This window comes from Rubripirellula lacrimiformis (assembly GCF_007741535.1).
Classification (GTDB): Bacteria; Planctomycetota; Planctomycetia; order Pirellulales; family Pirellulaceae; genus Rubripirellula; species Rubripirellula lacrimiformis.
The window spans coordinates 6,180,902-6,197,102 of the sequence record NZ_CP036525.1 but is presented as its reverse complement, the minus strand read 5'-3'; the positions used below and the strand labels follow the sequence as shown (position 1 = coordinate 6,197,102).

Annotated in this window: 7 protein-coding genes; all 7 read left to right on the top strand. The window is 57.3% G+C overall.

The window, feature by feature from the left end; translation table 11 throughout:
* The first annotated feature begins 62 nt into the window (after positions 1-62).
* On the top strand, positions 63-2,405 hold the full coding sequence (locus tag K227x_RS21675) for a polysaccharide biosynthesis tyrosine autokinase (protein ID WP_246146022.1): 2,343 nt from the start codon (positions 63-65) through the stop codon (positions 2,403-2,405).
* 584 nt (positions 2,406-2,989) lie between these two features.
* The gene (locus K227x_RS21670) at positions 2,990-8,005 is read left to right on the top strand and encodes a tetratricopeptide repeat protein (RefSeq protein WP_218933434.1); all 5,016 of its coding nucleotides are present in this window, start codon (positions 2,990-2,992) and stop codon (positions 8,003-8,005) included.
* Positions 8,006-8,009: 4 nt separating this feature from the next.
* Entirely contained in the window at positions 8,010-8,723 is a 714-nt protein-coding gene (locus K227x_RS21665) for an exosortase-associated EpsI family protein (RefSeq protein WP_145172846.1), read from the top strand.
* A gap of 279 nt (positions 8,724-9,002) precedes the next feature.
* Entirely contained in the window at positions 9,003-10,739 is a 1,737-nt protein-coding gene (locus K227x_RS21660) for an XrtA system polysaccharide deacetylase (RefSeq protein ID WP_218933433.1), read from the top strand.
* 1,104 nt (positions 10,740-11,843) lie between these two features.
* Positions 11,844-13,550 (top strand): lipopolysaccharide biosynthesis protein, encoded by a 1,707-nt coding sequence (locus K227x_RS21655; protein WP_218933432.1) that lies wholly within the window; start codon positions 11,844-11,846, stop codon positions 13,548-13,550.
* 29 nt (positions 13,551-13,579) lie between these two features.
* Positions 13,580-14,227 (top strand): class I SAM-dependent methyltransferase, encoded by a 648-nt coding sequence (locus K227x_RS21650; protein ID WP_246146873.1) that lies wholly within the window; start codon positions 13,580-13,582, stop codon positions 14,225-14,227.
* Between the two features lie 137 nt (positions 14,228-14,364).
* Positions 14,365-16,134: an asparagine synthetase B family protein gene (locus tag K227x_RS21645; protein ID WP_145172838.1), complete on the top strand. Its 1,770-nt coding sequence runs from the start codon at positions 14,365-14,367 to the stop codon at positions 16,132-16,134.
* The last annotated feature ends 67 nt before the right edge of the window (positions 16,135-16,201 follow it).

The following is a 16,201-nucleotide window of genomic DNA, read 5'->3' as shown; positions in this document are numbered from 1 at the left end:
CCTTTTCTGGGCCGCAGTCTTCCTTTGATGTCATCGCATTTCCGCCTGTTACTAGAACCACTATGCATCCATCTCGTTCCGCTTCTTCGGCATCAATCGGTGACGCCGCGTCTGGCGCCAGTTTTGATCCTTGGATGCTATGGGTGACCGTCCGAAGGTGCTGGTTCTGGGCTGTGCCAATCGGTTTAGTGCTCGCATCCCTCGCCGGGTTTGTGGTGCTGAAAACCTTCGTGCCGCGGTACAAGGCGATCCACCTTTTGGAAGCCAATCAGGACTATGTAGTTTTTAAGGGCGTGATGCCTATGGTTGACGATCTGGTGCGGACCGAGCGAGCGCTTTTTCTCAACCCGATCGTTTTGGACCCTGTTCTTAGCGACCCCGATCTGCGTTCAGCGCCTAGCCTGAGTGATCCGGAGACAGCGGAGGCCCAGCTTCGCAAGAACTTGTCGGTGCAAAGCGCGGGGGCCAAGACACAGATGTTGGTCAGTTACGAAGACTCTGACCGAGACATGGCGGCGAAGGTTTGCAACGCGGTGGTCAATGCGTATTTGAGGCAGCGTGATGCGTTCGACAGCAAGCGGACGAATAACCTAGAGAGGTGGCTCGAGCCCGAAATTCAGCGATGGGAGGCCGAGGTGTCGAATCGGCAGTCTCGCGTCCAATCGCTGTCCGAGCGTACTCTCGGCTTCAATCCGGCGGCTCGGCTTTCGGTGGCAGAGGATGAAAGTAGTCTTGCGCTGTTCGCCGAATTGCGATCGAAAATCACGGACATCGAAGTCAAGCTTTCGGTTCTGGACGCCTCCGAGGCGATGGCGAACGAGGTGGAAATCGAAAACGTTAGTGATTTGGCGGCAGCCGACAGCGTTTCCGTCATGGATTTGGATGCTGCCGGTGTCGCGTTTGTTCCGGTTCGGCGAGAGGTGCGACGTCAGTCAATTTCTAGCAACGATGTGGACCGGATGGCCCAGACCGATGCCGATGTCCTGCAGGCTCGCAAAAAGGCCGCCTACTACGAAGGTCTTCGGCTGAATATGGAAGCTTCTGATTTGGTCCGCATCAATCGCGAACACTACCGGGGAATCGTGGCGGACCAGGCTCTTTGGGAGGGCAAGGTTGAAGAGGCTCTTACAGCAGCTCGCGAACGCGTGCAGGCGGAATTGGAGGACCGTGCCGAAACGATTTACAAGCAAGAGTTGGCAGCGGTCGATGCTGAGGTTCAACTGCAACGCGACCAATTTTTGGCCGATCAACAACTGGCGAAACGCAAGGCGGTGGCAATGCGTCAGGCCGCTATGAAGATTGACCAAGAAACAGCTCAGCTAGCTCGCAAAGAGTTGGAAGCTAGGCTGGCGGTCCTCAATACGCACTACGACCGCGAACGGGTTCGTTTGGAGCAGCTTGGTGGGGATGCGGCGGAATTGCAGTTCGCAGAGGAGGATTTAGCGGTGGGCAATGGCGTGCTCGATAAGTTGCGTCAACGGGTCGCCGAAATCCGGACGGAGAGGCGTCAGGACGGTGCGGTCCGGTCGCTCGCCGAAGCTACGCCACCGCGGGCACCGGTCGAAAGCATTCCAACGAAGAAAATCCTGATGGCGTCCGGAGCCTGCTTCGCGATTCCCTTCCTGGTCGGTTTGCTGTGGGAGATGCGGACGCAGCGAATCACCGACGCTAATGCCGTAGACCGCTGCGCGGTTTTGGCCCCGGTTGTGGGCGAACTGACTCGTGCGCCAATCGATCCTCGGAATTCGAAGGGGCGGCGGATTTTTGAAGAAAGTGTCGATGCCTTGCGAGCGAATTTGTTCCTGTCCCAACAGACACGCGGCGCCCGGACCATCGCGATCTGTAGCAGCATGTCGGGCGAAGGCAAAAGCACGGCTGCGGCGCAATTGGCGGTGTCGCTGGCCAAGGCAAGCAACAAGACCGTTTTGTTGGTCGATGGTGATACCCGATGTCCCGATTTGCACGATGTATTCGGGATCGATCTATCGCCCGGGTTGACCGGAGTGCTCGGCGGTCGAGTGGAACTGAAAGATGCGATCAATCGGTCGCTTGGTAATTTGGTGCATGTCCTGCCAGCGGGGCGTTTGGATGCGAGCCCCCACCGTTTGATCACTCAATCCGGAATCGAAACATTGATCGAACAAGCTCTGCAGCAATATGACTTCATCGTGTTTGACACCGCACCGGTTCTGTCGGCCGGGGAAACGTTGGCGCTTGCCGCGGCGACCGATGTGACGTTGTTGTGCGTCATGCGAGATCGGACTCGCATGGATTCGCTTGAACGGACCTCACGACGTCTCGAATCGGCCGGTGCTAATGTGACCGGCACGATTTTTAGCGGAGTGACCTCACGGGCTTATGCCTACCGTTACGGTGATTACCATTACTCCGCGATCGAGTCCTAGTGCTTTGTCGCATTTGAATGTTCGAGTTAGCTGTCTCACGCAACGCAGTGAAGCATTGCGTAGCGGAGGTCGTCAAGACTTTCGGTGGTCTCACATCCTAGGCCGAAACTCTTGACGAGTTCCGCTACGAATAACCGCCCAAAACGTGCGGGATGAATTCTTCACAGCGGCGGCGTTCAGTCGCTAGCCTCGGTTTCGTCACCCAAGGACCGGGGCTAACGCCCAAACGGCTAACCAAGCAAAACTAAATTCCTCGTTGCGATAAAGCACTCGGCGAGCTCTGGTTCGCAGCATCAGCCCGTTCGACCGACACCACTGAATCGCGACATTTCAAAGTGCCGTGCTCGTCTTGTACCTGCCGCGGTTCATCAAGCCTCCCCCCGCCCTCCGCTCCCGCCCCATAACCTATGAAAACGAATCACTCCTCCCGCGATTCTCATGCGCCTGGCAGTGCATCTCCGGGCAGCGCATCAGCGGGCAGCGCATCAGCGGGCAGCACATCAGCGGGCAGCACATCAGCGGGCAGCACATCAGCGGGCAGCACATCAGCGGGCGGAGGTCAGTCGACCGGGCGCGATGCCGGGGTGCAGTCGAAGTCCGTGTCGGATTTTCACGCCCAAAAGCTAGTGTCGCGACGGCAAAAGTGGCGTTTCAATGTTCCGTTCGCGATCAAGTCAGCGGCCATCTTTGCGGTGCTGATGGTGGCTGCTGCGGCGTCGTATTTTTATCACTCTGGCAAGACTGCCACCGTGTTTGCGGACCGGGCGGACGAGTCCCGCAGTCGCGGCGATCATTTGGCCGAAAGCCAGTGGTTGCAGCGTTATCTCTTGTTGCGTCCTGGGGACACCGAAGCCATCGTGCGAACCGGAGTGTCAGCCGACGATGCGGTCGCCGATGCACCGCTGGAACAGCAGGCGGCCGCCATCAACAACGCCCGTCGCGCGCTGTCCGGTGCGCTGGCAACGTTGGGGGATGGTTCCCTCGAAGATGCGCAGCAACTTCGGTATCGGTTGATCCGCCGTCTCATTCAGATGGGTGGCAATTGGTTGGCGGAAGCTGAGCGGCAGACCATCTTGCTCGACGCTCCGCAGACGGATGCGGCTGCCCACGAATTCTTGGCATTGGCGAAGATTGGTCAGCTTGACGAGAATGCGAGCGAGGATGGCGGTGCGTCCTCGGAAGCAGAACCGCTTGCGGATAAGGATTACTGGTCGGGCTTAGCGCAACGTCCGGCGACAGATGTGCTGCAGAAAGCACTCACGCTCGATCCATCGGATCTGGATCTTTTGGACGTGTTCTTGCGCTGGGTCCGCCGAGACCCCGGGAAATTCGCAGTTCGCGAAAACGGAGTTTCCGGGCTGGATCCGCAGTGGAAGTCTTGGATCGAGCAATCCCTGCAGCGGCTTGGCCAAGCTGATTCGCCTCGGGCGAAATTGATTTTGTTGGCTTACCAGTTTCCAGGCTCAAGCGGCAGCGGGGCCTCCCGGGGCTTAGACGAAGCGAATGCGCCCGAAATTCCTTCGGCGAAGACCCTCGATTGGATCGTTCGTGCAGCTACAAATTCTGCCAACGAGTTGAACATCTGGCGGGACGCAGAAGGTGTGCAGGAGGAAGGCGTTGCTGTGTCGGCAGATGCGGCATCCGCCATTGAAATCGACTTTGGCGCTCAGCTTTCGCCCCCTTTTTGGCATTACCAGTTGCTCGCTCGCGCGACTGAACTGGTCGGCGCCGCAGTCAGCGCAGGTGGTGATGAAGAGGCGTTGGATTCCGCGGATCGCGTTGCGATGGTCCAGTCGTGGTTCGATCTGCTGACCACACTGGATGTTCCGGGAATTGTCCCGCAAATGATCGAGGCGGTGCACGATAACGCCGGGCGTTTCGCTCTTAGTCGTGATGAAGTCGAGCGGGCGGTTGAAGTTTGGCAGTCCGGTCAATCGCGTTTGGGAGAGCCAAGCCTGAACTTGACCGCGGCCATCGCGATGACAACGGCGCGCGCCGCGATCCTTGGTGGCGCATCGGATTCGCGTCGTCCCGGCTCGGCTGATTCCGTCGCTACGTCCGGCGACGTCAGTGGTAACGCAGGCCCATGGACGCTGCAGCGTGCGGGGGCCGCCGTCGCCGAGTACGGCCGGGCGATTGAGAAGGCATCCAGCCGCTTGCTGCAGACTTCAACCACGCAGTTTTCCAAGGCTCAAAGGTCCATGCTGGGACGGCAGATCGAGACCGCTCGGTGGCGTTTCATCGTCTTGGACAGTGAGTTGAAACTTGCGGGTGACGATTCGGTCCCCAGCATGCTAGCGGCGATTGAACTCCTGCAATCCGCTTTGGATAGCGTTGCCGAGGTGCCGTCGGATGAACGTGTTAGAGTGGCGACGCGTTTGGCTGATCTTTACGAAAGCGTCGGGCTTAACGATCAAGCTCCGATGATGCTGCAGGACGCTCTTAAGTTCGTCCCCGGCGATTCAACGTTGCTGGCTCGATTGGCCGTTGCAACCGGGCGCGCAGGCAGTTCGGCGCGTGCTGCCGATCAATGGCGGCAGATGGGGGATTCGCAACAGCCGGTCTATTTGCTTGCGGTGATTGAAGCGTCGCTGGCAGAGCAGGCCAGTCGCCCGCCGGAACGACAGGATTTCTCGGCAGTCCGGTCGATGGTTCAGGCGCTTTCCAACCTTTCGGAAACCGACGTTGATATTTCCGATGAAGTTCTGTCCCGGCTTCGCGTCCTGAAAACGCAACTTCCGCCACCGGGGCAGTCGATCGAGCAATATTGGAACTCGGACGGTTACCGCGACCAATTGGTTGCCCTTGCCAATGCTCCTGATGAATCGGCGCTTACCTATGCCTTCGTCGCCGAACGTTTGGCGGGACTCGATAGCGATGATGCCACGGCAATCGCGGTCAAGCAATTGGAGCAACGCGTTGGCGACCAGGCCCCGCTGTTTCATTTGGTCGCGGTCAAGATCGATGCGATCAAGAATCGTCCGATCGGCAAGAATTTGGATCGATTGATCGGTGCGGCGAGCGTCGCTGATGATGCGGCTACTCATTGGTCCGAAACGGCCTATCGCGAGGCGGTTGTTGCTGGTGATTGGCCGCGTGCCTATGCCGCGCTTGCCACCATCGCTCCCGCCCAACGGACCCCCTCGCACTTGTTTGACCTGGTCCGTTTGGCCAGTCTGCTGGCAACCAGCGAGGATGCTTCCGGTCTCGCGTCCGTCAAAGGCCGGTCGGGGGCTGATGCGCCTAGCGGAGCCGATGCGGCGATTGACTTCTGGACAGCAGAACTTCGTTCGCTCGAAGGGGAACAGGGAACTCAGTGGCGTTTGTTAGAGGCGGAGGAACTGATTGCCGGCTTGCGCGATCGAGGTGAGTCGGCGGAAGCCGAGAGCAAGCTGGCTATCCGAGAAGCGATTCGTCCGGCGACCCGGCTCGTCGACGAGATTATCGATCGTCGTCCCCGTTGGGGGCGAGCGATCGCACTGCGTGCCGAGATTGCGGCGCTGGACGGGCGGATCGACCAGTCTCTTGAGCTCTACTCCCAAGCACTCGACGCCGGTGATCGGCAACCTCGCACCCGGCAGCGGTATCTGGAGCGATTGATTCAAGCCGGGCGATATGGAGACGCCAGCGAGTTCATTCGGTCGTCCGCTCGCCAATCCATGGCGTCCATCGATCGTTACGCTACCCGCCAAATCCAAGTCTCTCTTGGCAGCGGCGATATTGCCGAAGCGGTCCAGACGGCGCAGCGGGAGGCCGAATCCGCCGCTGGTGATCCCAACCGCTGGGACGTCCTTGCTCGTACCGCGTCTGTCGCCGCCAAAATGTCCGTCGGTGCGGAGGCGGATGCATTTGCGGAAATCGCCCAGGATGCGCTCCGTCGGCTCACCGAATCGCCCACCGCCGATCCGCTCCAGGTCGCCACGATTAAGATGGATCTCGCTCTTGAATCGGGCGATCAGGCGCGGATCAATGAAGTGCAGCAGTTGGTGGACCAGTCGTCTGGTCTGGAAAATGCCGATCGCTTGTTGCTCTCTGCCCGCGCCGACATCGCCGCCGGGCGGCTCGACGCAGCAATCGCGAAGGCAAAGGAAGCCAACGACGCGCGCCCCACCTTCAAGGCCCGTCGCCTCCTGGTCGGGCTGTATCGTGCCACCAAGCAATCCGATGACGAGATTACGGTGCTGCGAAACCTGCAGAAAGAGTTTCCACAACGCGCCGACCTGCGGGGAGAACTGGCGCGGTCTTTGGCCGCCCGCGAAGGCGAGGATGTGGATTGGGCTGAGATCGAATCGCTGTTGAAGGGGGCTGGCCAAGCGTCCGCCGAGAACCGTTTGCTGTACGCCGCGCTGCTGGTCGTCCGCGGCACCGAAAAGCAACGACGTGATTCGCTGGACCAGTTGCGTGAACTGGTGCGAGAAGGCGGTGATGTCGCTGAGGATGCCGCGCGAGTGCAGGCCGTTGTTTTGTCGGACTTGCTGGCTCAGGCAGAGGATCGCAATTCGGTGCAGTGGAAAGCCTATCGGACCGAAGCACAGGCTCTGTTCGAAGATCTGCTGCAAACTGCGACGCCGTTGCCGGTCGATTTGCACCGCTATGGTTTGCTGCTGCTGCAATTTGGCGATGCTGGAGATCATGCCAAGGTTGCGTCGCTGCTGGAAAGCCTCCGTCGCCAAGCGGGCTCGGCGATGGCAGCCCTGGACCTGACCGTTCGACTCGCTCGCGCCAAGGGGCAAGGTGATCAATTGCCCAACTTGATCGAAGACTGGGTGTCGCTGTACGACGGCGAAGAACGTGGACAGTTGGGGGCCGGTGCGTCGGGCTTGCTCGCCGGTCGCGTGCTGCTGGGCGTCGGTTTCGGTGACGAAGCGATTGGATGGCTGGAACAGGCTTACCAGCAGAATGCAGAGGCCCTGCCCGATCTGGTGCTTGCGCTGAACCAGTTGAAGCGTTTCCAGCAAGCCAGCGAGATTTCGATGAAACATCACAAGCAGCACGGTGACCTGCAATCGGCGATCCTATTGGCCGAGTCGTTGCTTGGGGAAACAGGCAGCAAGCTGACGGAGGCGCAGTCGAGCGTGCTGAGTGACGCGACCGCGAAATTCCCGAATTCATCGGCACTTTTGGAGGGTGTCGCGACCCTGATGATGCAACAGGGGGAGTTTCTTCGCGCGGTCGAACTATTCACACAGGTTCGGCGCCTGCAACCCGATCGAGTGCGAACACTGAACAACTTGGCGATGGCATTTTCGGAGATCGGCGGACGCGAGGCCGAGGGGATCGAGCCGATCGACCAAGCGCTGAAATTGACCAATCGAAATCCAGAGGTTCTCGATACCAAGGGTGTTGTCTTGATGAAGGCGGGACGCTTCGGCGAGGCCGAAGCAGTGTTCCGCGAGGCGCTCACGTCGGCCGAAGAACCTCGTTTTCAGTTCCATTCGGTGCTGGCCCTTTTGGGGCAAAAGCGGGTGGATGACGCTCGTGCCCTGTGGGGGCAGATCGACCAGGAGCGGCTCGATCCCAATGGGCTCACTGAAACAGAACGCCAGCAGTGGCAAGAGATGCGTGAAGACTTCGAATCCGCGTTACAGGTAATTAAGTAGGCCGATGACAACGACAAATTCCCCTCGTGAAAACGCAGCTGTCGATGATGCGATTGCGGACAGCGCCGTCGCTGCCGGTGGCGATGTTGGTCGTGTCCCCGCGCGTCGCACCGCCTTCGTGATCCTGATCGCGCTGACGCTTTTCTCTGCTGTTGCCCATGGCCTCCTGAACGGACGTTGGTCGGTCGCCGCAGAAAAAACTGCCATTGGAGATCAATTCTCCAGTTTGCCCGAAGTGGTGGGGGATTGGCGTTTGGTCCACCAAGATTCGCTCGACGAACAGGCGGCCGAGATGCTCCGCTGCTACGGAAGTGATATACGTTCGTACCGCCATGCCGGGACCGGGGCGATCGTCAATGCCGCCATCTTCTTCGGCCCCCGTGGGCCGATCGCGGTGCATACTCCCGAAGTCTGCTACAGCGGTGCTGGGACCGAGCAAACTCGCCCGCGAAGAGAGGAAACGGTGGCGGCCGACAGTGTTCGCAACAAGCTCTGGTCGGTTGAATTTTCCCAGAACAGAGAACCCACACCATCGCTCCAATCCTGGTACGCCTGGTCCGACGGTGGTCCCTGGGTGGCGGCAAAATATCCCCGCGTTTGGATGACCGACGACCTCTACAAAATCCAAATCGCTGGTCCGATCGCGACGGAAGATTTCGATCCCTGCGCCGATTTCCTGGCTTCATGGTTGCCGATCGTGAAGCCTCTGCTACGATAAGAACACTTCTCGGATGCCCCGCTGGGGGGCCCCGCCCGAATCGTTCCCCAGGACTGCGTGGATCGCAGCAGAACCACCCGTGCCCCACCGCCCCGCCGATGCCCCAAAAGAGCCCCTGAATTGTCAGGAAGCACCATGTCGCAAGCACACAAAATTGACGCCGAACAGTTATCGGATGCATCGCCCCATGCATCCCCCGCGTCGCCGTCCGCGGCGCTTTTTCGAGCACCTCGGGGGGGGCGGCGACGACGTCCTGTTGCCACTTCCTCGCCGCCGGCAATGCGGTTTAGCCCGTGGGAAACGCACCAGCGTGCTCGTTATTTCCGGTTCAAGTATGCGGTCGAGCGAATGCTTGGGCTCGGACTTTTGCTGGTGCTGTCGCCATGGATGTTGCTGATCTATGCACTGATTCGCTTCACATCGCCCGGGCCGGCGGTGTATAAGCAAGAGCGTGTGGGGCTGAATGGACGCGTCTTTACGGTCTACAAATTTCGCAGCATGCGAGTGGATAGTGAATCGGATGGCAAGGCGGTTTGGTGTGCCGAAGGCGATGATCGGATCACCCCGGTTGGCAAGTGGCTGCGTGCGCTTCATATGGACGAGTGGCCTCAGTTGGTCAATGTCCTGCTCGGCGAGATGACGTTGACGGGGCCGCGGCCCGAACGCCCCGAAATCGTTCTAAGGCTGTCGCGGGAAGTCGCCGGTTATGACAACAGGCACAGCGTCAAGCCTGGGCTGACAGGCTTGGCTCAAGTCAATCTCAAACCGGATCAAACGCTGGACGATGTGCGCCGCAAATTGATCTTCGATCTCTACTACATCGAGAACGCGAATGCTTGGCTCGACATCCGTTTGATCCTGGCCACGGGCATGCGAATGTTCGGCATTCAGGGGGAAACCGTGATGCGGACGTTAAGCTTGTGTCGTCGGGGGTTATTGTTGGATGCGAACCTGCTGGACGAATCGCGGATGGACCATGGTCGATTGGTGCCGTGGGCCCTACGCCAGCGGTCTGATCGCATGCATCGTTTCGCACGTGTGATTCTGAAACGCGAAGGTGATCGAGACGAACCAGCGGTCTCGGCCGCGGAATCCATGGAAGTGTCCGCCGTGTCACGCGAGGCGATGAAGACGATCGACAACGCGTTGACCGTTGACGTGGAAGACTACTTCCAGGTCACCGCTTTCGAAAAACGTGTCCTGCGGAAAGATTGGGATCGGCTGACCAGTCGAGTCGAATCCAATACGATGCGGTTGCTTCAGCTGATGGAAGAAAGCGAGGTGCATGGCACGTTCTTCGTGCTCGGTTGGGTCGCCGATCGTTACCCGTCGTTGGTCAAGCGGATTGCTGCCGCCGGCCACCAGATCGCCAGCCATGGCTACTGGCACCGCCTGAATTACAACATCACGCCCGATGAGTTTGCGGAAGATTTGATCGAGAGTCGCGATGCGATCGCGAGTGCCTGTGGCGTCGAGGTGACAGCCTACCGCGCCCCAAGCTTTTCCATTGTCGAAGACACGACTTGGGCGTTGGACGTGTTGACTCAGCTGGGATACAAGTCCGACAGCAGTATTTTCCCGATTCGGCACCACGACCGCTACGGGATGCCCGCTGCCCAAAAACATATTCATAAACTGCGGACGGATAACGGAACGATTCTAGAGTTCCCGCCTTCGATCGGCAGTGTCCAGGGCGTATCGGTACCGATCGGCGGTGGATACTTCCGACTGTTCCCATACCACATGACCAGCGCGGCAATCGATTCAGTCCGCTCGCAGGGTCGGCCAGCAATGTTCTACACGCATCCTTGGGAATACGACCCCGATCAGCCACGGATCACCAAAGTGGGCATCAAGAGTCGATTCCGTCACTACGTTGGGCTCGAAAAAACGGAACGTCGTCTGCGTCGCATGCTTCATTGCCACCAATTCAATTCAATGGCCAACGTCACGCACCAGTGGCAAGAGGCCACGATGGGCGGAAACGGCCGTGGCAGTGCCAGTCCATTGGGATGAGGCAATCGGTTCTGTCGCGGTGAGCCATTGCCGATGAAGTTTTCATGGCAATGGTCCGCCTTGGCGTAAGTGGCCTATTGATTGAGCTGGTTTCCTGGGCTTCGTATTTAAGTCACAACCCGAAGCGAGAGCGAGGGATCGCCTCGAGTCCCTCGCTCACGCAGCGGGTTACTGAATCGACAGAACGCTAGCCTCGGTTACGTCACCCAAGAACCGGTGCGATCGCTCCAGCACCTAACCATGAAATTAGGTAACTGTTCATCCATTTGAGCGAGTGCTCGATTGAACGAAACTTCACAACCCGAAGCGTGAGCGAGGGATCACCTCGAGTCCCTCGCTCACGCAGCGGGTTAACAAATCAACAGAGCGTTAGTCGCGGTTTCGTCCCCCAAGAACCGGTGCCAACGCCCGAGCACCTAACCATGGAATTAGGTAACTGTTCATCCATTTGAGCGAGTGTTCGATTGAACTAAATTTCACAACCCGAAGCGTGAGCGAGGGATCACCTCGAGTCCCTCGCTCACGCAGCGGGTTAACAAATCAACAGAGCGTTAGTCGCGGTTACGTCCCCCAAGAACCGGTGCCAACGCCCGAGCACCTAACCATGAAATTAGGTAACTGTTCATCCATTTGAGCGAGTATTCGATTGAGCTAAATTTCACAACCCGAAGCGTGAGCGAGGACTCGCATTGGCCGGCAAATGTTCCCGCTCCCACTTCGGTTTTCCAGCAAGCTGGATGGTTGCGAAGTTTGCAATTGGATTCGATCAACATGCCGTAAACCGCAGTGTTGCAAAAACCGGATCCGTGGTGGATTGCTTCGCTTGCGGAAACGGTCTCATCGGATAAGTTCTGCAGCAAGGATGAGAGACCCCGCCAAGCAGAGCTGCCGTCACCGGTAGGCCAGGCAAGAGCGGCCCGCGTTCGTCCAGATTCAGCAAGACAGTGGGCGAGTTCGGCGGTCCTGTAACAGCCCGCCACAACCCCGCCCCAATGTTTATCTGGCCTCGTGACGGAGTTGTCGCAAACAAAGCGGCCACAGGATCCTCTCCCCAATTACACTAACTCTCCGCCCTGGTTGAAACGCGTTTCGCGTGTCACCCAAGTGGACGAAGTCCGCGCGGACCGGCATGTGTCCCTTCGCTTGCTGCGGTCCAGTGGTGGATTGCAGAGCGCCATTTTAAAAGGCTGCTGCCGTGGTCGCCATTCGATTCATTTTCAGCGGCGCAGTTTATATGTTTTGTTTCGTTCTCGGGAGTTGCAGTTCTTGAGCGTCGCCAGGACGGTTGTCCGCAATTTGGCATCAAGTTGGGTCGGTTTTGCCAGCCAACTAGTCGTCACATTTTTCCTGACGCCTTTTGTCATTGGTGCCCTTGGCACTGAGGCCTACGGGGTGTGGTTGCTGCTGCAAGCCACTGTGGGCTACTACGGCTTGGTGGATATGGGACTGCGCGCCGGGCTGACACAGTCGATCACTCGGCGAATCGCCGCGGGCGACATCGATGCTGTCCGCGGTCATTTAGGCGCGGCAGTCCCGATGTTGGCGTGCCTTGGCCTGCTGGTGACGGTGATTGGAGGCGCGTTGGGGTGGGTGCTGCCCCGCGCAGTCGAGATGGCCCCCGCAGTGCAGTCAGGGTTATGGATTGTCATCTTGGTACAGGCGGTGTCCGTGGGTCTACAGATGCCGTTTGCCCCCTACGGTGCGGTTCTGGTCGGTCTGCAGCGCTACGATATTGCCAACGGGCTCGCCGTGGTGACTCGCCTGCTGTCCGCGGGATTGACTTACCTGGCCTTGGTCAATGGCGGCGGCCTGTTGGCGCTCAGCGTGGTATTGCTGATTAGCAATGTGATTGACAGCGTGATCCGTTCGCGCCTGGCGATATACCTGCTGCCCGGGATCCGCGGCGTCGTACCAAAATTGAATCGGTCGGAACTGAGCGAGCTCAGCAACGTCGGAGTGTGGAATTTTCTGATTCACATCAGTCGGAGACTAATCTGTTTTTCCGATGCATTGGTCATAGGCGTTTTGTTTTCGGCGGCGGCCGTGGTTCCGTTTGGGATTGCTAGTGCGCTGGTGGAGTATGGTGACCGGATAATTGTCATGTCTGTGCGGATTTTATTTCCGACGATGGTCCAGTTGAAGGCAGATGGGAATCGCGAGCATTTGCGAGACCTGTACATCGGTGCCACGCGGATCATCTTTGCAACATCGATTGCAATCGTGATCGTGGGGGCGACCTGGATCACTCCCTTCCTTTTGCTTTGGTTGGGTGGCGGTGCGGAAACCGAAGCGATACGCGCTCAGGCTCCTGCGTTATTTCTTGCGCTGGGGATCGCCTTTGCTTTCGTCGGGCTGCAGCGAGCTGGAATCCAGTTGATTCTCGCTGACGGGCAGCTCAAGCGATTGGCGTTCTTCTTGTTTGCCGAGGCCGCTTTGAACCTTGTGTTAAGTTTGGTTTGCGGTCGTTGGCTAGGCGTCATTGGTGTGGCCATCGGGACAGCCATTCCGGCCGCGATTATGGGATTCGGATATCACCTGCCATTGCACTGTAAAGTCCTCGGCATCCGGTACAGCCGGTTGCTCGCCGAGTTAGCTGTTCGGCCAGTGATTTTTGGAATGCTGTTGCTGGGTGCGATGCAGCTAATGACGCAGGTTACGGCTGCGCCAGCAACCTGGCCTGCGTTTGCTTCCAGGGGAATCGCCGTAGTTGTGATCTCGATGCCGTTGGGGCTGCTTTTGCTCTCAACGGCGCAACGGTCAGTGGTGCTAGGCAAGCTAGTTTCGCTTCCTCGTATCGCGTTCTCTCGGTGACGTAAATCAAAAAGGAAAAAACGTTGAAAATGATCAAGCAAACCATCAAGTCCGCATTGGGAATTGGCAAAAAGCCCGAGTCCGTAGGTCAGCAGCAACCGGGGTTTTATGATGATATGTACGCCTCATCAGAAGAGTATCGCAAACCATTTTGGCAATCGCGTTATTATTTCCTGTGGACTGTGCTGGTAGAGCGTTTGCGAACGGGCGGAGCGAGCCAGGTTCTTGAGATCGGCTGTGGTTCCGGGCAGTTTGCCGAACTTCTGTATCGCGATCTAAACCTAGGCTATTTAGGCGTAGACATCAGCCAAGAAGGTATCCGGCAAGCTACCCAAAAGGGTCTCGCTAACTACCGTTTCGAGACCGCCGATGCGATTCAGTCCCCTATTCTCACCGACGCGTCGTACGACACGGTTGTGTGCACTGAGGTGCTTGAGCACATCGAGCAGGATCTGGAAATGATTCAGCGGATCAAGGCGGGCACGCGTTGTTTGTGTACGATACCAAACTTCCCTTACGTCAGTCATGTGCGGCACTTCGCGTCATGCCGAGAGGTGACGGAACGGTACGGCGGATTGTTTGATGATTTCAGCGTTTGGGGCTTAGCAGGGACACACCGTGAAGGCGTTGTGTATTACCTCTTCGATGGCGTGCGTCGAGATCAGCTTGTTGAGTAAACGCTAAGCCGGCAGTGACTAGCGGTGCTAAATACAGAACTGTCAGATCGTTTGCCTCTTCTACACGTGACGGTATCTTGAGATTAGCTGCTGCGAAGCTCGGCGACGTTCGTTTTTTGATATGATGCTTTTCTAAAATGCCTGGTTTTACTTTCGTTTTCGACCGAAGCAATGAACTTCCGGCCGAGCATGTGCTGTCTACCATAAGTTTCGATCACGATACTGTGATTAAGAGGTTGTTTGGTAGATATAAAGCTCTCGTCATTGCATTGAACAAGGAGATCCCGCAGTTAGCAATTGTCGAGTCGCGAGAAAGATTCCTGCTCGTTGATGGTTTCCCTGATAGGTTGCCAAGGGATGGCGAAAGTGTCTTCGAGTGGCTTGCGAGCACTTCGGGGAGTTTTCGCGGCATTGCGATTGAACACGATTCATCCAATGCGATCGCCTTTGTTGACAATCAGGCATCTCGCGAATTGTTCGTTGGAGAGCATAACGGAAGAGTATACATATCCGATAAACTGTGGTCCCACGCGGTAAATTGCAATGATGCTGAACCAGACGTGGGAAACCTGCTGTTTGCGGTTGCGTTTGGTTCGCTTCCAACGCGTGCAACTACGATCCACGGCGTTAGAAGCTTGCGGCCGGGCGAAATGTTTGAAATTGATGCAAATCGTTTATCGTTTAACGGTCCAGATCCAGCTAAGGAAGAGCGACAATTTTCGTCTCAAGAAGAAGCCGTGGCAGCGCTTGCCAGTGCGATGTCCCAGAGCCTAGCTGAGGTTGACGCAACGCCATGCTCACTGTTTTTTTCAGGAGGGTCAGATTCCGAACTGCTGCTAGCCCGGTTGAGCCATTTAGACTCGGCGATAACGTTCGACTTGCGGCGTTCCGAGACCGAGCAGGCAGAGTCCTTGGCGACCGCAGCAGGTGTGGCCTGGACCAAGGTGACGTTCCCGGAAAAACACTGGAGCAACGTTGCGGAATACGCCTGTTTTCTCACCGGCGGGCTACTTGATTCCCAATTTGCGACACATTTCCAGATCCTTGGAGGCGTTTTTAACCCAAAGTGCAAATTTGTTGTCAATGGGTACCTCTTTGACACGCTTTTGAAAGGATATTTTTTAAAGCGTTCCGATGCCATTCCACCTGCTCGCCGCCGACTTAGGGCGCTCGTTGGCGAGAAGGCAGATATTTTTGACTTATGTATTGGGAGGAAGAATTCTGGCGGATTTGACTTCCTTTGGACTTTGTTGAAACCGAATGGCAGGGATCTACTCGAAAACGCGACCAAAGCTGTTTTCGACTCGATTCAGACGACGGTGTCGGGGACGCTGGAAACGACGCTAGACTCGATAGTGCTAGGTCAAATTTCCAGGCAAATACATTTTGCGACACTATTGGCGTGGATGGAGCAAGCCCCATCTTCGACGCCGGTATTGCATCCATCAATTTGGAAATGGGTAGCTCGATGTCCGCCTCAGTTTCGTTGCGGTCGCCACACGTTTGGCGAGGCGGCAAGGAGATTACAGGACCCAGATCATGATCATGGTGGCAAAGCGTACTCGGAACCACGAGTAGAGGAGTCGTCCCAGCTAATCGCTCTGAGTAAGGCGTTTCTGAAACCTAAGCTTTATAGGGCTGGCTTGAGGAGATATCCCAAGCTTCGGCGATCGGTTTGCGCGAGCAATCTTGTCCGCGAGGGGTATATAGCAACGCTTCGTCGGAATCTGGAGTCAGGTGATAGTTCACGATACGTCGATATGTCCGCCACATTGCAAGCGATTGATGTGCTTGAGAATAACGGAGCGGTTAATGACGAAGTGTTGTTGGGGCTGAACTCATTGTCTCGCCTGCTACAACATCCGCAATTGACCTTGGGAATCTCACCGTTCCTGGCTTCGAGATAGGCCCATCACCCTAAGTCGAAAAGTTCCGTTGGGTAACAGTGATTCCCGGCCATCGCTGAAACACCCT